Here is a 22,459-nt window from a genome sequence, read left to right on the forward strand (position 1 = left end):
TTTCCAATTTAAATTTGTACCATCTTCACCGCACGGGCTTTTTTGGCTTTCCGCAGACCAAACCACCATAAAAAAATCATGAACGGCAACATAATATATCCCCAATTTTTCATGCCAAGAAGAATGAAATCATATAAGCCATGAAAAAGGATAGGAAGTATTAAAGAGAGAATCAGCCATTTTCGCTGCTCTTTTTTATCAGAAAAGCGAGCTTTACCTATATAAAATCCCATCACCACACCAAATAAAGCGTGGCTTGATACAGGCAGCAAGGCACGTGTAAACGCGTACTCTACCCCATGACCCACTAAGTACAGAATATTTTCAAGTGTCGCAAATCCAAGTGAGACACTTGTTCCATAGACAATCCCGTCATAGTGTTCATCAAACTGTACGTGCGCATAGACACTGACCATTAAAATAAACCACTTTAATGATTCTTCTAAAAATCCCGATGTCACAAATGAAATCACGATAGGATTCGTAGCGATATTTTCCTCTTGGAGGACATACTGAATAAACATGGTTGGAAACACAAGTATGACACCTAGCATAAAAGATCTGATGACCATATGAACCGGCTCATTGTCGTATTGATCTTTCAAATAAAAATAACTTAAAAGTGCGATGCCGGGAGCTAAACCTGCTGAAATGATTGCGATCATAATCAGACCTCTTTCCCTACATTATCCTTTATTATCGTACCACGAATCACCCCTTTTTTATATGACTCGAGCCCATTTTCCCAAAAATAATCTTCTATATAATCCCAATTTACATAATAAAGAACTGAATCCCTTAGAAGGACCCAGTTCTTTTTTTACCCGTTGATTCTTTTGTTGATTTCTTCTGCAATTAACCCACCATGAAATCTTCCATTTTCAATGAAAATTTCGTTGGCGTTGTTACCAGCTGCAATAACCCCTGCAATGAAAATACCTTCTACATTTGTTTCCATTGTTTGTTCATCAAATGCTGGGCGGCCTGATTCTGGATCGATTGTTACACCCATTTTTTCTAAAAATGAATGATCAGGATGATAACCTGTCATCGCAAACACATAATCACTTTTCACTCGATCCGTTTGGCCCTGCTGGTTTGTAAAGACAACATCCTGTTCTGTGATTTCCTTCACCTCTGCACCAAACTCCATTCGAATGGTGCCATTTCGAACAAGCGCTTCAAACTCTGGTAAAATCCAAGGTTTGATGCTGGATGAATATTCAGTTCCTCTATATAAAACCGTCACCCTGCTTCCGCATTTCACAAGTTCTAGGGCAGCATCAACACTAGAGTTCTTCCCGCCGATCACCGTCACATCTTTATCAAAGTAGGGGTGTCCTTCTTTAAAATAATGATACACATGAGGAAGGTCTTCCCCTTTTACATTCATATAGTTAGGATGATCATAGTAGCCAGTCGCAATCACAACATAGTCACATGTATAGTCGTCTTTTGATGTATTTACCGTAAAACGGCCATCTTTTTTCGTCACAGCGTTTACCTTTTCAAAAGCATTCACACGAAGGCTTTTTCGTCTGACCACCTCTCGGTAATAGGAAAGCGCCTGAATACGAACGGGTTTCCGATTTTCAGTGATAAAAGCGACGTCACCGATCTCAAGCTTTTCACTTGTACTGAAGAAGGTTTGGTGTGTAGGGTAATGATAAATACTGTTGACCACATTGCCCTTTTCAATCACAAGTGCATCAATCCCAATTTGCTTGAATGCAATGGCAGCTGATAGACCGCACGGGCCTCCTCCTATTATGATCGCTTTTTCTTGTTTCATTTGTTCCACTCCTGTCGTTTCACTGCAATAACAATTGCTGGGCTGTTTGATTCTTTGCATGATTCCATAAAAAAATCTCCTATTTAAGGATAGGAGATTTTAAGGCGCGATGCAAATAAGTCGCTTAAATCCAGCCTCTGAATCGAGAAGCTTCAGCCATTTTACGTACACCGACCATATATGCTGCTAGTCGCATATCAATACGGCGGTTTTGCGCCATTTCATAAATATTATTAAATGATTTCACCATCATATCTTCTAAACGAGTTTCCACTTCTTCTTCTGTCCAGTAGAACCCTTGGTTATTCTGAACCCATTCAAAGTAAGAAACAGTCACTCCACCCGCACTTGCAAGTACGTCTGGAACAAGCAGTACACCACGATCTGAAAGAATTTTTGTCCCTTCCAATGTCGTTGGTCCATTTGCTGCTTCTACGACAATTTTGGCCTTAATGTTTGCCGCATTATCTTCTGTAATTTGGTTTTCAATGGCTGCAGGTACTAAGATATCACAATCTAGCTCAAGCAGCTCTTGGTTTGTAATTGTATCATTAAATAATTTAGTGACGGTTCCAAAGCTGTCACGTCGGTCAAGCAAGTAGTCAATATCGAGACCATCTTCATCATACAAACCGCCGTAAGCATCTGAAATTCCTACGATTTTCGCTCCGGCATCATACATAAATTTAGCCAAGTAACTTCCTGCATTTCCGAATCCCTGAACGACAACACGAGCCCCATTGATGTCAATTCCTTTTTTCTTCGCCGCTTCTTTGATACAGATCGTTACACCTTTTGCCGTTGCAGTATCACGTCCATGTGAGCCTCCAAGAACAATTGGTTTTCCTGTAATAAATCCTGGCGAGTTAAATTCATCAATTCTAGAATACTCATCCATCATCCATGCCATGATTTGAGAGTTTGTAAACACATCTGGTGCTGGAACATCTTTTGTTGGTCCAACGATTTGGCTAATTGCGCGAACATAGCCGCGGCTTAGTTTTTCAAGCTCCCTAAATGACATTTCTCTTGGATCACAGATAATACCGCCTTTTCCTCCGCCATAAGGAAGATCCACAATACCACATTTTAAACTCATCCAAATTGAAAGCGCTTTTACTTCTTTTTCAGTAACGTTCGGGTGGAATCGAATTCCGCCTTTTGTTGGACCGACAGCATCATTATGCTGCGCACGATAACCAGTGAAAATTTTCACCGATCCATCATCCATACGTACTGGAATTTTGACCGTTAATAGGCGAATTGGCTCCTTCAGCAATTCATACACTTCTTGCGGATAGCCCAATTTATCAAGCGCTTTATGTATGACGGTTTGAGTTGACTTTAAAACATCTAGCTTATCTTCTGCGTTATGAGCGGCGTTTTGATCGGCTGCCATTAAAATAAACCCCCTAGAAATCTTTCATGATCTACTGCTCCCTTTCAAGCAATAGTATACACCTTCGTACTGGTAAAGCAAAGGTAAAAAGCGTTTTTTATCAAAATAAAATATCAGCGTTTATAAATATAAAAATGGATATAAAAAAATACTGTTGTTTCATCACAACAGTATTAAATATAATAGAAAAAAGTGATTAAAAATACAGTTGAATCGTTTTCACTGCATCTTCCTGCATGATCACTTTTCCGTATTCTTTTAACCGGTGAATGGTTAATGTCGTCGGAGAACCGAACTCCGCTAAAATAGAAATGACTGTATCTGCAGACAGTTCTTCGAAATCATCTAGGCTGAGAAAATATTGACCTTCATAGTGGTAAACTGTACCCCCTAAAAGTCCAATACGACTTAAACTATGGGACAGTTGAATCACATCTTCAAACGAGGCAAATTGATAGAGCACATGCTTGCTCTCGTCGAGCTTGACTTGCATCTCAATGTAATCTTCATCAAACTCATCATCAGCATCTTCCTGCTGACTCTTTGTCACAATGACGACCATCCCCTGCGCCTGAAGAGAAAATACTTCAACAGCAATCGGTCCATTCGCTTCAAAACCGAGCTCCTGATTCGCTTCGTTCATCATGTCTTTAAACAGCTGATGAACTTTGAACGAATCTTTCCAAAGGTCTTCTTTCGTAAGACCTCGGTCTGTCAGATCATCTAGTGTGAGAAAAATTTTGATTTTATTATAATTCAGACGCTCTAGCCGCATAACGTTCCCTCCTGCCTCTTCTAACACACATCATACTGTAGTATATGAGATGATGAGTCATAGGTTCTTAATTTTGTATTCAGTTTACACTGTGTCAAGACGGAAGACAAGCATGAAGCTATGCTTACGGTGACTTTTATGGAAAATATTGATGGGGCATCAACTTAGCGCGTTTTTAGCGGCATTAAATAGATCAGATGGGTTTCTGGTTCTGCTCCAAGACGCATCGGAATCTTTGTTGTTCCGTAACCATTACTAATCAGAAAGAAAGCACCTTTGACTTGGCCTGTTCTTCCTTTTTCATACGGACCAAATTTCCCAATACGAATTTGACCCCCATGGGTATGACCGCTCAAAACAAGATCAATTCCCTCTTCTTCACTCATCAAATGATGCACATCTGGGTTGTGTGATAAAAGGATATTCACGTCTTCTTTGACAAACTCCGGCCGTATCGCTTCATAATCTGCTTTTTCAAGCCGGATATCATCGATTCCGCCTATTTTAATGGGCTGTCCTTCAAAATTCCACACAGCCGTCTCATTTTGCAATGTCGTCACCTGATAGGTATGGAGGATGTCTTTGAGTTTTTGCTGATGCAGCTCATGGTCGTTATTCCCCCACACAAAATACACCGGGGCAATCCTTGCTAAACGTTTCACATTTTCTTCAACTCTAGCATAAGGGACTCCCTTTTCAGCTAAGTCCCCGCCGATCATAATGACATCAGGCTGCTGCTCTTTTACTTCCGCTAATAAAGTATCACTAATTAGACGGCGATGGGTATCAGAAATAAAGAAAATGACTGCAGGTCGATCTGACTGAAGTCCTTCTATTGTAAAGTAATGCTTTTTGATGTTGTTTTGTTTTGCCGTTTTCACCATTTTCGCTGTTACACACACACCTGTTGTCACAGCCGCTATGGCAGCAGTAAATCCGATGGCATATTTCATTATGAATGACTCCCTTGTATCAGCTTTCTTTTATAAGACGCTTGAATGAAAAAAGACGTTTCAACTGTTTAAACGTCTTTTGCTCATTTATTTACTTTCATAATAGAGATTGATATCATATTGCGTCTGCATGAAGTGGAAAACGGCCTCGCGCTCTTTCCATTGATTTGATTGAGGCCATAAATCTGTGCTTTTCTGTATAATTTCACATCTGAGCTTATGATATTCATCCTCAGCCTTTTCTTCTTTTTTCTTATAATAATACGATGCGTAAAAAGCAAACACTTCAGCCATGATCCAAAACAGAAACACCTCATGGCCAAGCAATGTGGCAATCATCGCTTCCGGCTGCAGGGAGCCCCCGCTATTAGCTGTTATCACAAAATAAAACAGAAGAATCGCAAGTGATAAAAGGGCTGTCCATTGCCACCTTTTGCATTGTTTTGCAAACCCCTCGTATTTGCGCTTCCTTTTGATCAATGTTTCAATCATTTTCTGTGTCGGCTGATCCATATAGCGGCTGATTGCGTGCAATGTCATCACATACACCCTTGTCCCTTTTTTCTACATATGTATGTGCTTTTCGATTCATTCATGTCAAATATTAATTTTCTAATGGGATATTCAATACTTGTCCGCTGTACACGCTATTTCCTTTTAAATGATTGTAAGCTCGAATTTTCTCTTCCCCTGATCGGTTTTGATAATACTTCATGGAAATTCGATACAAGTTTTCCTCTGGTCCAACAGTATGCTGCACGACACGAACAGGCTTTTCTTCCTGCTTCTTCTTCTCTTCTGCTTCTTTTCGCTTTTTCTCTTCCTGCTGTTTTTGAAGAGCGAGCTGTTGCTGCTCACGCTTTTTTGCAGCTTCGGCCTTTTCACGCTCAGCCTTCTCTTTAGCGGCTTGTTCTTTTTTCTTTTGCTCTGCTTTTTCTTTTGAACGCTGCTTTTCTTTATCAGCATCTTTCTTTTTCTTCTCATCATCAGACGCATCCGCTTTGTCAGCGCTTGAATCATTTTTTGTGTCAACAAGTGCTGACGGGACTGGATCTGTGTCAGCACTCGATGTTTTATCAATATAAACACCTTGATTGTTGTTATCGTTAATTTCCTTTGATGTGTAATAAATCAACAGGAAGAAAACCGTGACGACAATAATAGGAAAGATAATAGCCAGTGTCGTAAACAATGGATTACGCACCTTTTTGGTTCGCTGCTTTTTATATTCATGAAAATCTTCTCGTGTAGGAAAGTGAGAGTCATCTGAAGGATGCACTTTTTCTTCTTCAAGATTTTCCTCTACATCATCATCATGAATGTTTGTCAGCTGCTGCTTTTTTCTCTTCATTCTCGACATTTCTTCCATGTTCATCCCTCCCCCAATATTTAAAACGAATTTGACATGCAAAGACTAGGTCAATGACAAAGTGTGTCATGACAGGAACGAATAAATTTCCTGTCCACTCGTATAAAAGTCCTAAAAAAATACTAATAGAAACCACTAGGATAAACAAGAGTATTTTTGACAAGTAGCGAAAGTGAAGAAGTGCAAACACAATGCTTGCAATCTCCAGTCCAAATTGCTGCTGAACGATCCCGCGAAATAAAATTTCTTCTGAAAAGGCAATGAGCAGCGTTAACCAAACAATATGCGGGATGCTGCGGTTTTTGAACATTTTTTCATTTAATCCGCCATCATCATACATATGAGCTGGAAACACCTTCATGACAATAGCGTCGACAATAATCACAAGCAAAGCGCCGCCAATTCCGTAAGTCAGGATACGCATATCTCGGATCTGCCATAGGGCTGTAAAATCAGTCCAATGATCAAACATAAACATCCCTAGTAAAAAAGAGACAATCAGCATGAGCAGCTGTGTGAAATACAACTGTTCTACTACTTGTCGATCGGTTAATTTTTCAATAATACGGCGATGTTGTTCAATCAATGCTGCGCCTCTTTTGTCAGGTGAAACAGACGATCCAGCTCGGTCTTCCAGTGTTTCATTTCATTCAGCTCCAATGGTTGATCTTTTTTTTCGTAATCAGACAGGTCAAGTCCGCATGAAGAGCAGCAGTTCCCAAAGGAAGCGTCCTCCGTTAGATCAAGCTGCTCATCAAAGTATGATAACAAAGATTGCCTAAAGCAGCGATGGCCAGTGATATGCTCTTTAAACTGCCACACTTTTTTTAGCTTTTCTGTTTGTCTATCCTGCAGCTTTTCTTTCAGCTTCTTCATGAGTAAACGGGGCTGTTCAGTTTGGTACATCGTGTAATAATGCGAGAGCATTCGCGCGCGCGTCTCCTGAAGCCCTGCTTCCATCAATTGTTCACGTAATTTCTTTTCATCATTGATCGGCATTTGTGATACTCGAGCTAAGAAAAAATCAATTTCTGGGTCATCAAAACCTTCTGCTTGAATCAAATGACTTTGAATATCCGCATCCTCTTCTGTATATAAAAGAACGCTCACACTATTTTTACCGTCCCGTCCAGCTCTTCCAATTTCCTGCATAAATGCTTCAATTGACTGAGGCGGACTCATATGAATCACAAAGCGTATATTTGCTTTATCAATTCCCATTCCAAAAGCACTTGTACAGCAAATGAGATCAATTTGACCGCTGATAAATTGCTGCTGGATCAGCATGCGGTCCCCTGACTCCATTCCGCCATGATAAAACTCTACACGTTGATGCGTTTTTTGTTTCACCAAACGTGAAATATCTTCTGTCATTTGCCGGGTCGGACAATAAATCAGCCCAGGCCCTTGAAGGGTTTCCACAAGCTCAAGTGCTCGTTTCTCTTTTGCTTCTTTCGTTTCATGTGCCTCTTTTAATAGTGCAATATTCGGCCGGTTAACTGAATGAATATGAACCTCTGGATGCTCTAGCCGCAACGTTTGCACAGTATCTTTTAAGGTTTGTTTCGTCGCAGTTGCCGTTAGTGCTAAGGCGACAGGATTGCCGAGCGCTTCTCTCCATACTCCAAGCTTGGAGTATTCCGGGCGGAAATCATGTCCCCATTCCGATATACAGTGAGCTTCATCTACAACGAATAGACCCACATGCATCGCTTTGAGCTGCTCTACCAATACCTCTGACATAAGCGCCTCAGGTGCGACAAATAAAAATTTATATGATGGCAAATGCCGAATAATATGTCTTCTTTCCTGAAAGGACAGTGTACTGTTAAGCGCAGCCACTCGCTTTTCACCGCGCATTTTCATGCGTTCTACTTGATCTTCCATGAGTGATAAAAGAGGTGAAATGATCAGCACTAACCCGTCTGTCAAATAGCCCGGAATTTGATAACAAAGTGACTTCCCGCCACCAGTAGGAAGCATGGCAACCGTATCTTTTTGTTGAAGTACACTTCGAATAATGTCCTCCTGACCTGTTTTGAAGGCATCATAACCAAAGTATCGCATCAGCGTCTGATGAAGCTTATCCACTTGCTTTCACCATCCTTGTCAATGCCAATCGTATTTGAAAATAAGTAAATGAATGCTCGAGACTTTCTTTGATCAGCTTCATCTTGTTGGTTTGGAGCTGACCGGCTACCTCATGTATCGCCTTTTGAGCTTCACTGCTGACATATGGTTCGATCGAGAAGCTCGGCTCATGTATCGAGAGCTCCACAATATGATCTTCAATTGTCGCTTTTTTTAATGAACGAATATGAGCAATTTGATCAATACTGAATCCTTTTTGTACAAGCTCAAGCGTTTTATGGGTAGAGGTGGTCAGCACACGTTTGAATTGAAGATCATCTATCATTCGCTGGATGATCGGTGCCTCACCTTTTTTCGCACATTGAATAAAATAATGGAGCACATTCCAAAAAAGCAAGTAAACATACCATACATCTTCTTTCATCCATTCCGCCATTTGCTGGTATGTCCGTCCGATTCTTTCATTGGAAGTCAATGAATAAACAAAAAGCAGTGCCTCTTGATCAGTTAAATGAGCAAGAAGTGTTTCAAGCTCATGATGGATATCTTCAGAAAGCTTTTTCTTCTGGTGATATTGCGAGAAGAAGGATTTTGTCCAGTTTTGAACCGATATATCTCTTTGAATCGGCACATAGTGTTGTGACCCCGCTGCATGATGTGAAAGGACCTGCACAAGTAAAGACAGTCTCATCCATAACGCCTTTGCTTTATCATGATACTTGGCACCATTAAAATAAACTGGCATCGGTTTTTCAGTGAAACACTGCCTGAGCATACTTATTCCTGCATCTGTGGCGATGAATGTATCCCCTGTCTTTCTGATGAAGTGCTGCTCTTTTAGCCTTTGTACAGAGCGGTTCAACTGATCCCTCGTAAAAGCTGGATAGCAGCCGAAGTAGCTAGAAAGCTGAAACAAACTTGCATCCTGTATCGTTTGTGAAGATTTTTTTCCTTTAAAAAGATGGTAGACAGCACTAATGGAGCGTTCGCCGTTCAATTTATGTACGCTGTCCATCAACATGACATCCAAGTAATGAATCGTCATTGACCAAAGCACCTGTCTTCCTGACAAAATTCGAATATTTTCTCCCTTTATTTTAACAGATTTCATTGAAGAAGAAATGTTTAAACTCAATTAATGGGGGAAAGTTATGAACAAACCCTTATGTGATAAGCATTCTCAATCACTTTACAGTTGAAATGTGAATTTAAAATCATTACAATAAGGTTTGAGGAAATTGGTTTTTTATCGGTGAAACTAAAAAGGTTAAACCATTTGTTCCATCGAACAATCTGGGAGGTATTTTTTTAACATGGCAAAATATACAATTGTAGACAAAGACACATGTATTGCTTGCGGCGCATGCGGTGCAGCTGCTCCAGACATTTATGATTATGATGATGAAGGCATTGCATTTGTCACGCTTGATGACAATCAGGGGACTGTAGAAGTTCCAGAAGTACTTGAAGAAGATATGCTTGATGCATTTGAAGGTTGCCCAACTGACTCAATTAAAGTTGCGGACGAAACTTTCGATGGTGATCCACTTAAGCATGAATAGGATAAAAGCCCCTATAAAAGGGGCTTCAGCTTGTAGACAAAGTCTACAAGCTTTTTTGTATAATAAGGGTAATAACACAATTCTGTGGGGGATGAACATGTTATCGAAACGTGAAGAAGAAAGAAGAAATCAATTAGAAGTAGTGGCCTTAGATGAATTAGTGCCTGAAGATCATCTTGTACGAAAAATTGATCAAGCGATCGACTTTGATTTCGTTTATGATCTTGTCAAAGATCATTATAGTTCTGACAACGGTAGACCAAGTGTTGATCCCGTTGTTCTCATTAAGATGGTCTTAATTCAATATCTATTTGGCATTCGCTCTATGCGGCAAACCATTAGAGAAATTGAAACCAACGTGGCTTATCGTTGGTTTATTGGATATGGATTTTCCGAGAAAATCCCGCACTTTTCTACCTTCGGTAAAAACTACGTGAGACGCTTCCATGATACAGATTTATTCGAACAAATTTTTTACCGAATCTTAAGAGAAGCGCTGAAAAAAGGACTCGTTGACCCTTCTATTGCCTTCATTGACTCCACTCATGTAAAAGCGAATGCCAATAAGAAAAAACTTGAAAAGAAAATCGTTCGAGTAGAGACGAGAAGTTATCAAAATCAGCTTCATGAGGAGATCAATATTGACCGTGAAGAACATGGAAAAAAGCCTTTACCCCTACAGAATAAAGAAGAGACAAAAGAAATCAAGGTAAGTACGACTGATCCAGAGAGTGGTTACTATGTGAAGGATGAGCGAGAAAAATCATTTGCCTATTCATTTCATACGGCTTGTGATACTAAAGGATTTATTTTAGGATCACTGGTCACTGGTGGAAATGTTCATGATAGTCGTATGTTGGATTCACTCGTATTAAAGGTGACAGAAAAAGTCGGAAAACCATTTGTAGTCGCAGTAGATGCAGGATATAAAACACCTTACATCGCTAAGTTTTTAATGGATCAAGAGATAAGACCTGTCATGCCTTACACTCGCCCAAGAACAAAAGCTGGTTATTTGAAAAAGAATGAATACGTGTATGATGCATATTTTGATTGTTACATTTGCCCCAACGGGCAAATTCTCTCTTATCGTACAACGACTAGAGAAGGCTATAAGCAATATGCATCTGATTCAGAGGTATGTAAATCCTGCTCGTTTTTAAATAACTGTACACAAAGTCAAAATCACACTAAACAAATTCATCGGCATATTTGGCAGGACTATCTAGATGAAGCAGACCATCTGAGGCTGACACAAATGAATAAAGACATCTATGCAAAACGGAAAGAAACAATAGAACGCGTTTTTGCGGATGCAAAAGAAAAGCATGGTATGCGTTGGACGAAACTTCGAGGACTGAAAAAAGTTTCAATGCAGGCGATGCTTACTTTCGCTGCCATGAATCTTAAAAAGCTAGCAAACTGGACATGGAAAGAGCCATGTCCAGCGTAAAACACATAATGTTTTTATCAAAAAATGTGAAAACCCCACTTTTACTTGAAGTAAAGGTGGGGTTTGTCTACGGTCTGAAGCCCCTATAAAAGGGGCTTTTTTTATATTAACTATTTTGAAGTCGACGTTTATTTTCAAACCATGGACGCATTTTGACAAAAATGAAACTAAAGACGATGGTGATGATGATTCCTTTAATCAGGTTAAAAGGCAAGATCCCTGCTGTAATGGTTGCCTTTAGCACATGATCTGATAGGACGGGTGCATTCAAAAACCATGTATAAGCAGGTAGGAACAAGAAATAGTTTAAGATGCTCATCATGACTGTCATGAGTAATGTTCCGAGAATCATGGACCACGCTAACCCTCTTGCTGATTTAATCTTTTTAAAAATAAAAGCCACCGGTAAGATGAATAGTACACCTGCTGTAAAATTCGCTACTTGATCCACAGGAACACCGGACATGCTACCATGAATGAGGTAGTGCAGTAGATTCTTTAAAGCTTCAACAGCAATCCCAGCACCTGGCCCATAAATTAAAATCGCAATAATCGCAGGAATGTCACTAAAATCAATTTTTAAATACCCAGGAAGCCCAGGGAAAGGGAAATTCAATAACATTAATACAAATGCGATACTGCTAAGCATGCTGATGACGACTAAACGTTTTACTTTACTTTGATTCAATATTCTCTCTCCTTTTCGATCAAATCTTTCGAAAAGAGGATTGTTCAATTTTAGCCACAAAAAAACCGCTCTGAATACATACACAGGAGCGGGAAATTTAGGCTACACAAATAAACGTATAAACAGACATGTTTTCAACGTTTACGAACCTCCATCTTCTCCCATCCAGACTATACTGTCGGCTTCGGAATCACACCGAATCCTGCCAAAAAAGGCTCGCGGGCTTAGAGACTATGCCTCATCACCGCCGGTAGGGAATTACACCCTGCCCCGAAGATTGATCATTATTCAATTCGACATCATTATATATGATATATGAGCATTTGTACAGATAAAAATCCTGAGCAAATTCATCAGTTTTAAGAAATCGTAAAAAACCTAAAATTTATAATGACAAATGCGTAAAAATTGGTTATCTTTTGTTTAAAGGTGTCCATTCTTGATCAAGACACTAAAAAATGTTCGTGTTTTCTTTTTCGCTTTACTGCTTTAATTTGATTGACACAGTGAAAAGGAATATGGTAAATTATCAGATATTTATGACGTTTATTTTAGGAGGAAATCTTACGATGTTTCGAGTATTAGTCTCAGATAAGATGAGCAATGATGGTCTTTTACCACTATTAGAATCAGATTTTGTTGAAATTGTTCAAAAAAATGTAACAGAAGCAGAAGATGAATTACACACGTTTGATGCCTTACTTGTCAGAAGTGCCACAAAAGTGACAAAAGAACTTTATGAAAAAATGACTTCATTAAAAATTGTTGGCCGTGCCGGTGTGGGAGTCGACAACATTGACATTGATGAAGCAACAAAACATGGTGTGATTGTCATCAATGCACCAAATGGGAATACGATTTCAACGGCAGAGCATACGTTTGCGATGATCTCATCTCTCATGCGTCATATTCCTCAAGCGAATATTTCTGTGAAATCAAAAGAATGGAACAGAGGCGCATATGTCGGTGCTGAGCTTTACGGAAAATCTCTTGGGATTGTTGGCTTAGGCAGAATTGGAAGTGAAATCGCCCAGCGTGCAAGAGCATTTGGCATGACGGTCAACGTATTTGACCCTTTCCTCACAAAAGAACGTGCCGAAAAAATTGGTGTCAATGCAAAATCACTTGATGAAGTGCTTGAAGTATCAGATATTATTACGGTACATACACCTTTAACAAAAGAAACTAGAGGACTTCTCAATAAAGAAACAATCGCAAAAACGAAAAAAGGTGTTCGTCTAGTGAACTGTGCACGCGGCGGCATCATTGACGAACGAGACCTTCTTGAAGCACTTGAAAATGGTCATGTCGCAGGGGCTGCTCTCGATGTATTTGAAGTAGAACCACCTACTGAGAATCCACTTGTGGATCATCCAAACGTCATTGCCACTCCGCATCTTGGTGCATCTACAAAAGAAGCACAATTAAATGTGGCGGCACAAGTCTCTGAAGAAGTTCTTCAATTTGCAAAAGGACTCCCGGTCATGTCATCTATTAATCTACCAGCGATGACAAAAGACGAGTTCAAAAAAATCCAGCCTTATCATCAATTTGCGGGAAAACTTGGACGTCTTGTTTCTCAATCGATGAGAGAACCTGTAAAAGAAGTCTGCATTTCATATGAAGGATCTATCGCAAAACTCGAAACATCATTTATTACAAAAAGTCTGCTTTCTGGCTTTTTGAAAGAGCGTGTCGATTCGACTGTAAATGAAGTCAATGCAGGTATGGTGGCAAAAGAACGCGGCATTAGCTTTAGCGAGAAAATTTCTTCAAGCGAATCTGGCTATGAGAACAGCATTTCCATTGAAGTCAAAGGTGACCTTTCCACCTTTACATTAAAAGCAACGTATATCCCGCATCTAGGTGAACGTGTCGTTTCTATTAATGGTTTCAATATTGACTTTTACCCAGATGGGCACCTTGTCTATATTCAGCATACTGACGCACCTGGTGTGATCGGTCAAGTTGGAAAGATTTTAGGCGACCACGATGTGAACATTGCGACAATGCAAGTAGGCCGTAAAGAAAAAGGCGGCGAAGCCATCATGATGCTTTCTTTTGACAAGCACCTTGAAGATGAAATTGTCCAAACATTAACTGAAGTAAGCGATATTCTTTCTGTGCGTCTGATTGACCTATAAAAAATGGTAAACCTCATGCTTTTGCATGAGGTTTATTTTGTTGAAACGATTAAACGTTCACCTGTACGTATGAGATGCGTTGTCAGTGCATTGATTTTCTTCAATTGATTAACGGTCATTTGATGTGCTTTAGCAATGGACCAAAGCGTGTCCCCTTGTTGTATGACATATGTATGTTTCTCATATCCATCTACATGAAGGGCTGGCTCTTGGAAACGATCTCTTGCAATGATTGTGAGCGGATCTACTGCATCTTCTTTACTAACTGACCAATGACCCCTGTGCACCTCAAAATGCAAATGAGTGCCCCTAGAAGCGCCTGTGTTGCCTATGATGCCGATCGGCTGTCCTGTTTGTACATGGTCACCATTCTTCACAAAACGCGCATTTAAATGCGCATAGACGGTTTCATATCCATTTGGATGCCGAATAAATACAACTTCACCATATGTAGCAGATACATAGGAACGAGTAACCACACCTTCGCTAGCAGCCAAAATGGATTCTCCTTCTGGTGCAGCAATGTCTAACCCCTTATGCGAACCACCTCTTGTCCCAAACAAATCAGTGACTTCACCTTTGATTGGTTCCACCCACTCGGTTGTTTTCTCTGCACGGGCAAACGGTGATAAGGTCAAGAACAAGAAACAGCTAGCACATATGTAGCAATACCTTTTCATCAGTGACTTCCCTTCTTTGAAGTTCTTTTCATGACAGCTTAGTATACCTCAAGGAAGCCCTTTTCTATACATGAAAAAAGAACGCAATAAGTTGCGTCCTCAGATTGTTGACAAAGGGCTAAAATGAACTTGATTTTAGCCCTTTGTCTTCTTTTCAGCGTGATAGAAAACCTTTGCAGTCTAGGAAGGACGAGCACCGGAGCAGAGCGAATTTGACATTCGTGAGCACCGGAGCGCAGGACTGACAAAGAATGCGAGGGTTTGTCTACACGCTGAGAACGCAATAAGTTGCGTCCTTTAGCGTTCTTTGATAACAACTGGGTTTGGCAGTGCCGGTACCTCTAGCGGTTCTTTTAATTCATATGGGCCTACTTGATCTGTTCCTGCATTTTGTATCGTGACATCTGTAAAACCGAAATCTTTCGCTGTGAGCAGCAGTCCTTCAATAAGTAAAATATGATCAATTGAGTCCGTTAATTGTGCTGATGCTCCAAACGTGATGGTTGCATGTTTTCCTTTTGATGTCACCTTTTGAATAGGCTCTTCTTTAATGAGTGGATCGAGTCCTGCATCATTCGCCCGCTTCATCGCCTCTACCGCATCTTTATAAGAAGGATAATCATCTTTTGACGGCACCAAAAATGTCCCGCTCTTATTTTCTAAAACGTAGTAAGCGTGCTTTGTTTGTTTATTAATTGAAATGGTACCAAGACGGCCATTCGTCCCTAATTGAAGGTGCGAGCCATTGACAGACTTGACCTGTACTTGTTTATATTGGCTCCATTTTAACGTTTCTTTGACCATGTCTTTAAAACGATTGGCTTCTTTTAATGTATCAAGAGACAAATCATTTTTCAGCTGAAAAATCAGCGTGTCCCCTTTTTCACTCACATCCACCATATCCATATAGGCTTGAAGAGGTTTTGTCATTTCAGGCAGCTCCAGTTTTTCATATGTATCAAGAAGCGCCTGCACATCATCATGCTTATTTTCTTTTTGAATACTGATTGGGACAACTTGAGAAGTCGATTCATCTATGTATGAAATCGTCATATACTTTTCTTTGTCAGATGCGTAAGCAACATGTGAAGGATCATTTGTGTTTTTTATCGCCTCTAATGTAGCGTTCACCTGTCCTTTTTCAGCACTCGAATCCATTTTCACTTTCTTTATATCTTGAGCAGCCGGCTGAAATAAATGAGGAGAAATCAAAAACGCCATAAATAAGACCACAACGGTTGCGACCGCTGGACCGATCCATCTGGCACTTTTCTTTTTCTTCCCGCTTGCCATCAGCATTTGCTGGTAAATCTGCTTAGATGAACGGTTGTCCTCCACCTTTGGAAGCTGACTGAGTAATACTTTAATTCGTTCTTCGCTCCAATTGGACCTGTTCGTTTTCATTCACTAGCTCCTCCTTCAAAAGCTCCATATGTTTTCGGAGCACTTTCAGGCCTCGGTGCTGCGTTGTTTTGACTTTGCTTTCCGAGAACTTTAGCGCCTTGGCCGTCTCCATGATTGAGTAGCCTTGGATAAACCTTAAAATGATGACGGCTCGTTGATCAATGGTGCAATGATCAAGTGCGGCATAAATTTCTTTGATATTTTCATCCTGTACAGCCAATTCATCTGGGAGCAGGTCTGGATCTTTTACATCCTGTTTATCCCAATCAAACGTGCCGAGCACCCGTTGTCTGATGGTTTGCTGTTTGCGAAACCAGTCAATTGCTACATGCCTTGCAATTGAAAACAGCCATGTTTTCTCGCTGCTTCTTCCTTCAAAAGTTTTATATGAGTGAAGTACCCGAATGTAAACCTCCTGCACGAGATCCTCTGCCTGATTTTTATCTTTTACCATATAAAATAAAAATTGGTACAAATCTTGATGGTACGAATCATATATTTTTTGAAAGGTTTCATGCATAGGAAACCCCTCCGTTCACTTATTTTTGTCGAGTGACTCTCACAAAACGTTACATTACAACTTTATGACAAATATATTACAAGATCGACAATTTGGAAAGGGCTTTTTGTTTAACTTCTCCTTAAAAATATGAAAATAGAAAAAACACTTCATTTTCTTTCGAAAAGAAGTGTTTCTCATGTAACAAGATTCTTCGTCAAGATTAGACGAGTTCCTGCTTTTTCGGAATATAGAAAGTGAAGTGAGTACCTGTTCCAGCTTTACTATGTGCATGAATGGAGCCTTGATGCGCTTCTACGATGTTCTTAACAATCGCAAGGCCCAGCCCCGTACCGGAACGTCCTCTTGTTCTTGCTTTATCTGCTTTATAGAACCGTTCAAAAATAAATGGGAGATCCTCTTCAGGAATGCCGCTTCCCGAATCTTTCACATCCATTTTGAGCCCATTTTCCACCGATTGAACTGAGAAGTGAACTTCTCCGCCTTCTGGTGTATGACGAATGGCATTATCGATGAGATTTGTAAAAACCTGTTCTATTTTATCTGGATCAAATACAAAATACGGTTCTTCTACTTCAATTTCATACGTCAGGTTGATTTGTTTTTCTTTCGCAATTCCAAGGAATTTACGGTAGATTTTTTCAGTCAGCTCTTCTGTATCAGTTGATTCAAGATTCAGTGTAATATGACCAGCTTCCATACGTGCGAGATCGAGAAGATCATTCACAAGACGCCCCATTCGAAGTGATTCATCATAGATAATTTGGGCAATCTCTTTCTTTTCCTCTTCTGATCCGGCAATGTCATCGACAATCGCTTCACTATAGCCCTGCAGCATAGCAATAGGTGTACGGAGTTCATGACTGACATTTGCAATGAAGTCTTTTCTTAGCTTATCCAGTCTTCTCTCTTCTGTCATATCGCGAAGTACCGCTACCGCCCCTCTGACATCTTGCTGGTTATAAAGCGGAGACATGAGAAGAACCCAAGTACGCCCTTGCAGCGTGACTTCGATCATTTGCTCTTTTTCCGTACTGACGGCAGTATGAAACAATTCACGCGCTTCTGGCGGCAGTTCATCCCCATCTTTGATCTTCATATTTTGCTCGTAATACCAAGCCTGCAAGAATCTTTCTGCAGGAGGGTTTGTCATGAGGATCGTTCCATCAATATTGATCGTGATGACACCGTCTGCCATACTGCTGAGAATGTTGGACAAATGTTCTTTTTCTTGATTTAAAGCGGTTATATGAAATTTAAGCTGCTTACCCATTTGATTAAAGGCAATCGCCAGTTCCCCAATTTCATCTTGCGTTAAAATAGGAATCTTTGTATCAAATTTCCCTTTCGCCAAATCTTGTGCTCCCTCTCTCATCTTTCTGAGAGGGTAGGTGACACGAGTGGATAAGAAGAAAGCGAAAATCGTGGTGAGCACAATCGCAATTCCGGCTGCAAGGAAGATATAACGCGTCGTATGTTTTGTTGTCTGCTCTACAGCGAGGAGGGATTGAGAAAGAAAGACCATCCCTTTCTTTCCGTTCGCCTCGTAAGGAACACCTACTACAATGCGTTCATCCTTCTGATTGCCTGTATCAGATTCAGCTCGTTTACTGATTTTTTTTCGTTCTGTCAGTGCTTTGTTTAAATCTTTGTCTGCTTCAATTTGTTCTTTTGTGATCGCAGGAAGCTTCCCGCCTTTTTCAGACGAATACCATTCTAGTCCATCCTCTTGAACAATCGCGATACTTGTCAATTTATCAGCTAGTTCTGATGTAATCGACCTTGCAAGCGATTGATCCTCATGGCTTTCTAAAATGACTGCTACTTTGTTGGCCATTTGTGTTAAATCAGACTTTGCTTCTTCCACATGGTAATTCTCAATGAACTCTAAAAGAAGCACAGTTAAAATCGATAAAACAATGAGCACGAGGAAAAGAATGGTTAACCATAGCTTTCCTACGACACTTTTCCACAGCTTCATTCAGCGCCGACCTCAAATTTGTACCCGACACCCCATACTGTCACGATTTTTTTCGCTGCTTCTGGTGACACTTTATTCAGTTTTTCACGAAGCCTTTTGACGTGAGTATCCACTGTTCTCAGATCCCCAAAGAATTCATACTGCCACACTTCTTTGAGAAGCTTTTCCCTGTCATAGACCTTATCCGGCGTTTTTGCCAAGAAGTACAAAAGTTCGTATTCTTTCGGTGTGAGGCTGACTTCTTTTCCATCTGCTGTGACCCGGTGTGCATCATGATCAATAGATAGATGAGAAAACACGAGAACATCTTTTGTGGTTGTTCCAGTATTAAGGTATGACGTTTGAGACGATCTTCTTAGCAGTGCTTTCACACGAAGAACCACTTCACGCGGGCTGAAAGGTTTGACGATATAATCATCCGTTCCTGCCTCAAAGCCTTGCACACGGTTAGCTTCCTCACCTTTTGCTGTCAGCATAATAATTGGGGTGGCTTTTTTATCTCGAATTTGATTACACACTTCAATCCCATCTGTCCCAGGCATCATTAAATCAAGCAAAATGAGGTCATAATCGGTTTGAAGTCCTTTTTGAATGGCTTCATCCCCATTTTCCGCTTCATCAATTTCATAATTTTCCCGTTCTAAATACATTTTTAAAAGGCGACGAATTCTTGCCTCATCATCGACGACTAATATTTTCGTTTGAGTTGTGTGTTCCATTAGACAATCCTCCTGCTTTCTCCGTTGTTACATACATTTTAACAAAAAGCCGAATCGAATCATAAAAGTTGGCCTTTTTCATGCGATTACGCGTAAGAATGAAGCCCCGCAATCACTAGGTTGACAAAGATGAGGTTAAACATAATGATCGCAAATCCGATTACAGCAAGCCAAGCGGACTTTTCACCATGCCAGCCTCGTGATAACCGAAGGTGGAGATAGGCGGCGTAAAATAAAAATGTAATTAAAGCCCATACTTCCTTCGGGTCCCATCCCCAGAATCTCGTCCATGCAATTTGTGCCCAGATCATCGCAAAAATAAGACCGCCTAACGCAAATACAGGGAATCCTATGGAAACAGCCCTGTACCCAATTTCATCGACTAAATCGAGATTCACCTGTCTTACGAGCGGCTGAAGCAGCGCACTTAGTCGTTTGCGAATGATCAATCTTAGCAGTCCATAAATGATCAGCCCAACGCCAAATGACCACAGCACTGTATTCACCTTTCTACCTGAAAAAACAGGCGGCAAATCAACCACAGGCTCTAAACGATCTTTTGTGATAAGTTCTCCTTTATGAGGTCCTACTAAGGCAGGCAGCTCATAGACCATGACGCTCTCTTCTTTATTTTTATCTACCCAATTAAATTTCGCTTCATACCCTGTCATTCTAAAAATGGACGTGACAGCGATAAATGCAAGGGTGACCACAATCATAAACATGACCAGCTCTAAGCCAAAGGTTTTCTTCCCCGGTTTTGTTTGATCGACATGCTTCAAAAGAAAAATCACACCTGCCACAAAACTGATCGCCAAAATGGCTTGACCAAGCGCTGCTGTCGTAACGTGAATATATAGCCAATTACTTTGAAGCGAAGGAATCAGCGGTGAAATATCCGATGGAAACATGCTTGCATAAGCAATGATTAATAAAGCGATTGGAAGTGTGAATAAACCTAGCACAGACACTTGATAGACAAAATATAAAATAATAAATGCGAGCACCAGCATCATGCCAAAGGCTGTGGTGAATTCAAACAGATTACTGACTGGTGCGTGACCAGACGCGATCCACCTTGAAATAAAATAGCCAAATTGACTCAAAAAACCGATGATGGTGAGCGTTATGCCGATAAGTGCCGCCTTGTTTTTGCGCGGACCCTCTTCTTTCTTTTTTCCTTTAATGGCCCCTCCAAAAAAAGGAACTGCCGCTAAATACAATAGAAAAGCTGCAAATAACAGGTTTTCACTGACTGCCGCCATCTAATCCTTCCCCCTTGCTTTTGCTGATACTTGTTGTATCAGGCAGTTCTTTTTGATCCACTGGCTGTTTGATGCCACTGCCGTGCAGTAACACCTTGAGATCAGACTTTAAGCCGAACCAGTTTTTGTTTGTATGTCCTGCCACAAACACTTTTCCATCCTTTACCGACAGCCAGATTCTTCTATGCTGCCAGTACATCCCTTGTACGACACCAATCATAAAGATCATTCCGCCAACAATAAGTACCCAGAGTGTTAAGTCTTTTCGAACCGTTAAACCTGTCACGTTTTTTGTTTCAACCCGGTCAAATTTCATTTTATAAAGATTGTTATCAGAACCCTCTACTGTCTCTTGAATCGCGACAAAACTTTTTTCACCTTTTGGTTTTTCAGGAGAGATCATTTCAAATACGAACGCAGGATTATTCGGATTCCTCGTTTTCGTACTAGGTGTGCCATCTTCGTCAAAATAAAAATCAGGCAAATAACTCATCACCTTGACTTTGTAACCGCTACCAAGATCATATTCTGACTTAGGCTCCAGCAGATTAATCTTCACTGTTCCGAAAGATTTCTCAGTATCTTTTCGAATCAGCTGAAAGACCATTTGATCGAGTTCATTTTGTTTAAAATCCACTTGATATAATGAGAAATTGTCAAACTTAAGCGGTTCATTCACTTTAATATCGTGTTCTGTTACCTGCTTCAGTTTTGGCTTTTCACCAAAAACAACTTCCCCTTCACGTTTGTATAAAACGGCATCGGTTTTATAACTTTTGACGACTTGACCATCGCCAGCCTTTTCAATCGCATTTTCAAAGACTTCTTTTTCTTTTTCAGATTCATAGCGATCAATTGAAAACGCATTATTCTTTAAGAAGTATTGGCCTCCCGTCCCTGGGATTGGTGCTGTTTCGCCTTCTCTTACCCATAATGTTTCATCCACGTACATTCCTGGGACAAACCGAAGCATGGATCCAATGAGAAATATAATTAATCCAATATGATTGACGTAAGGTCCCCAGCGGGAAAAGCGGCCTTTTTCAGCTAAAATATGTCCATCTTCTTCTCGTACGCGGTAACGCTTTTGTTTCATCTTACTAACGATGCCTTCATATGTATGTTGATCTAATGTTTGGTTTGTTTCGCTGAAAAGACGCTGCCTTCTCATAAAACCTTCTTTTTTGACAACCCCTTGATTTTTGAGTGCGCGATAAAGTGGAATCACTCGATCAAGGCTGCAAATCACAAGGGAAATTCCGATAGAGGCGACAAGGGCTAAAAACCACCAAGAATTATAAAGATCATGGAATCCAAGGATGTAATATAACTTGCCAAACGACCCATATTGCTCCTCATAATAAGTGGAAGCTGATGCACCTGGCGGAATAAACCGCTCCTGCGGAAAAATAGTTCCTAGCGAAGAAGCTAACAGTGTGATGACAATGAGCCACACACCCACTTTTACGGAAGAAAAAAAGTTCCATACTTTATCAACAATCGTTTTGTTGTATGTTTGCGAGCGTCTTGCACTGCCGTCATATCTCATATCAAGCAGTTTTGATGAATTTTTCTCTTTTACTGAAATGGGATTCCCGCATGATTCACATAGAACAGTACCGATTGGATTAATATGTCCACACTCGCACTTTACCTCTTTCATT

The 22,459-nt window shown here is 40.4% G+C and carries 21 protein-coding genes and 1 riboswitch; of the genes, 3 read left to right on the top strand and 18 right to left on the bottom strand.

Annotated features, from left to right (window positions below; all coding sequences use genetic code 11):
* Positions 1-8: 8 nt before the first annotated feature.
* The 10 genes from prsW to ACRRMM_RS01605 all read right to left on the bottom strand — a co-directional run bounded on the left by prsW (position 9) and on the right by ACRRMM_RS01605 (position 9,424).
* Entirely contained in the window at positions 9-665 is a 657-nt protein-coding gene (prsW, locus tag ACRRMM_RS01560) for a glutamic-type intramembrane protease PrsW (protein WP_008344507.1), read from the bottom strand.
* Between the two features lie 155 nt (positions 666-820).
* Positions 821-1,792, bottom strand: a complete 972-nt coding sequence (locus ACRRMM_RS01565; protein WP_017367512.1) for a YpdA family putative bacillithiol disulfide reductase — start codon at positions 1,790-1,792, stop codon at positions 821-823.
* A gap of 124 nt (positions 1,793-1,916) precedes the next feature.
* Complete coding sequence (locus ACRRMM_RS01570) at positions 1,917-3,191, bottom strand: Glu/Leu/Phe/Val family dehydrogenase (RefSeq protein ID WP_007500982.1); 1,275 nt, start codon at positions 3,189-3,191, stop codon at positions 1,917-1,919.
* Positions 3,192-3,387: 196 nt separating this feature from the next.
* Positions 3,388-3,966: a genetic competence negative regulator gene (locus ACRRMM_RS01575; protein WP_007500984.1), complete on the bottom strand. Its 579-nt coding sequence runs from the start codon at positions 3,964-3,966 to the stop codon at positions 3,388-3,390.
* Between the two features lie 164 nt (positions 3,967-4,130).
* The gene (locus ACRRMM_RS01580; protein ID WP_017367513.1) at positions 4,131-4,919 is read right to left on the bottom strand and encodes a metallophosphoesterase; all 789 of its coding nucleotides are present in this window, start codon (positions 4,917-4,919) and stop codon (positions 4,131-4,133) included.
* 87 nt (positions 4,920-5,006) lie between these two features.
* Positions 5,007-5,459 carry a DUF2663 family protein gene (locus tag ACRRMM_RS01585; protein ID WP_007500988.1) on the bottom strand — a complete coding sequence of 151 codons (453 nt, stop codon included), beginning with the start codon at positions 5,457-5,459 and terminating at the stop codon, positions 5,007-5,009.
* A 64-nt stretch (positions 5,460-5,523) separates the two neighbouring features.
* A complete protein-coding gene (locus ACRRMM_RS01590; RefSeq protein WP_039963980.1) occupies positions 5,524-6,288 on the bottom strand; it encodes a LysM peptidoglycan-binding domain-containing protein in 765 nt (254 codons plus the stop codon).
* The gene (locus ACRRMM_RS01595; protein WP_019744028.1) at positions 6,233-6,874 is read right to left on the bottom strand and encodes a CPBP family intramembrane glutamic endopeptidase; all 642 of its coding nucleotides are present in this window, start codon (positions 6,872-6,874) and stop codon (positions 6,233-6,235) included. The genes ACRRMM_RS01590 and ACRRMM_RS01595 overlap by 56 nt, the downstream gene beginning before the upstream one ends.
* The gene (locus tag ACRRMM_RS01600; protein WP_428828422.1) at positions 6,871-8,379 is read right to left on the bottom strand and encodes a RecQ family ATP-dependent DNA helicase; all 1,509 of its coding nucleotides are present in this window, start codon (positions 8,377-8,379) and stop codon (positions 6,871-6,873) included. The genes ACRRMM_RS01595 and ACRRMM_RS01600 overlap by 4 nt, the downstream gene beginning before the upstream one ends.
* Entirely contained in the window at positions 8,372-9,424 is a 1,053-nt protein-coding gene (locus ACRRMM_RS01605; protein WP_428828423.1) for a helix-turn-helix domain-containing protein, read from the bottom strand. The genes ACRRMM_RS01600 and ACRRMM_RS01605 overlap by 8 nt, the downstream gene beginning before the upstream one ends.
* Before the next feature lie 268 nt (positions 9,425-9,692).
* Here ACRRMM_RS01605 and ACRRMM_RS01610 point away from each other — a divergent pair, with 268 nt between their 5' ends.
* Together ACRRMM_RS01610 and ACRRMM_RS01615 are read left to right on the top strand one after the other, a co-directional pair.
* A complete protein-coding gene (locus ACRRMM_RS01610) occupies positions 9,693-9,941 on the top strand; it encodes a ferredoxin (protein WP_008344492.1) in 249 nt (82 codons plus the stop codon).
* 97 nt (positions 9,942-10,038) lie between these two features.
* The gene (locus ACRRMM_RS01615) at positions 10,039-11,394 is read left to right on the top strand and encodes an IS1182 family transposase (protein ID WP_061417609.1); all 1,356 of its coding nucleotides are present in this window, start codon (positions 10,039-10,041) and stop codon (positions 11,392-11,394) included.
* 106 nt (positions 11,395-11,500) lie between these two features.
* Here the strand turns inward: ACRRMM_RS01615 and ACRRMM_RS01620 are convergent, their stop codons facing one another.
* Positions 11,501-12,082: an ECF transporter S component gene (locus ACRRMM_RS01620; RefSeq protein WP_008344490.1), complete on the bottom strand. Its 582-nt coding sequence runs from the start codon at positions 12,080-12,082 to the stop codon at positions 11,501-11,503.
* Positions 12,083-12,231: 149 nt separating this feature from the next.
* A riboswitch (FMN riboswitch) is annotated at positions 12,232-12,364 on the bottom strand.
* Positions 12,365-12,651: 287 nt separating this feature from the next.
* Between ACRRMM_RS01620 and serA the strand changes: the two genes are divergently transcribed.
* Positions 12,652-14,226, top strand: a complete 1,575-nt coding sequence (gene serA / locus ACRRMM_RS01625; protein ID WP_283933145.1) for a phosphoglycerate dehydrogenase — start codon at positions 12,652-12,654, stop codon at positions 14,224-14,226.
* 32 nt (positions 14,227-14,258) lie between these two features.
* Here the strand turns inward: serA and ACRRMM_RS01630 are convergent, their stop codons facing one another.
* From ACRRMM_RS01630 to resB, 7 genes are all read right to left on the bottom strand, one after another.
* Complete coding sequence (locus ACRRMM_RS01630; protein WP_411229520.1) at positions 14,259-14,906, bottom strand: peptidoglycan DD-metalloendopeptidase family protein; 648 nt, start codon at positions 14,904-14,906, stop codon at positions 14,259-14,261.
* Between the two features lie 297 nt (positions 14,907-15,203).
* A complete protein-coding gene (locus ACRRMM_RS01635) occupies positions 15,204-16,310 on the bottom strand; it encodes a sigma X negative regulator (RefSeq protein ID WP_428828424.1) in 1,107 nt (368 codons plus the stop codon).
* A complete protein-coding gene (gene sigX / locus ACRRMM_RS01640; protein ID WP_007501006.1) occupies positions 16,270-16,830 on the bottom strand; it encodes an RNA polymerase sigma factor SigX in 561 nt (186 codons plus the stop codon). Before sigX ends, ACRRMM_RS01635 begins: the two co-directional genes overlap by 41 nt.
* Before the next feature lie 202 nt (positions 16,831-17,032).
* Positions 17,033-18,811, bottom strand: a complete 1,779-nt coding sequence (locus ACRRMM_RS01645) for an ATP-binding protein (RefSeq protein ID WP_428828425.1) — start codon at positions 18,809-18,811, stop codon at positions 17,033-17,035.
* Positions 18,808-19,530: a response regulator transcription factor gene (locus ACRRMM_RS01650; RefSeq protein WP_003215596.1), complete on the bottom strand. Its 723-nt coding sequence runs from the start codon at positions 19,528-19,530 to the stop codon at positions 18,808-18,810. The genes ACRRMM_RS01645 and ACRRMM_RS01650 overlap by 4 nt, the downstream gene beginning before the upstream one ends.
* Before the next feature lie 86 nt (positions 19,531-19,616).
* Positions 19,617-20,795 carry a c-type cytochrome biogenesis protein CcsB gene (gene ccsB, locus ACRRMM_RS01655; protein ID WP_017359778.1) on the bottom strand — a complete coding sequence of 393 codons (1,179 nt, stop codon included), beginning with the start codon at positions 20,793-20,795 and terminating at the stop codon, positions 19,617-19,619.
* Entirely contained in the window at positions 20,779-22,458 is a 1,680-nt protein-coding gene (gene resB, locus ACRRMM_RS01660; RefSeq protein ID WP_039165796.1) for a cytochrome c biogenesis protein ResB, read from the bottom strand. The genes ccsB and resB overlap by 17 nt, the downstream gene beginning before the upstream one ends.
* Position 22,459: the final 1 nt, after the last annotated feature.

Origin of the sequence: Bacillus sp. XT-4 (assembly GCF_050864245.1) — a bacterium.
GTDB lineage: Bacteria > Bacillota > Bacilli > Bacillales > Bacillaceae > Bacillus > Bacillus altitudinis.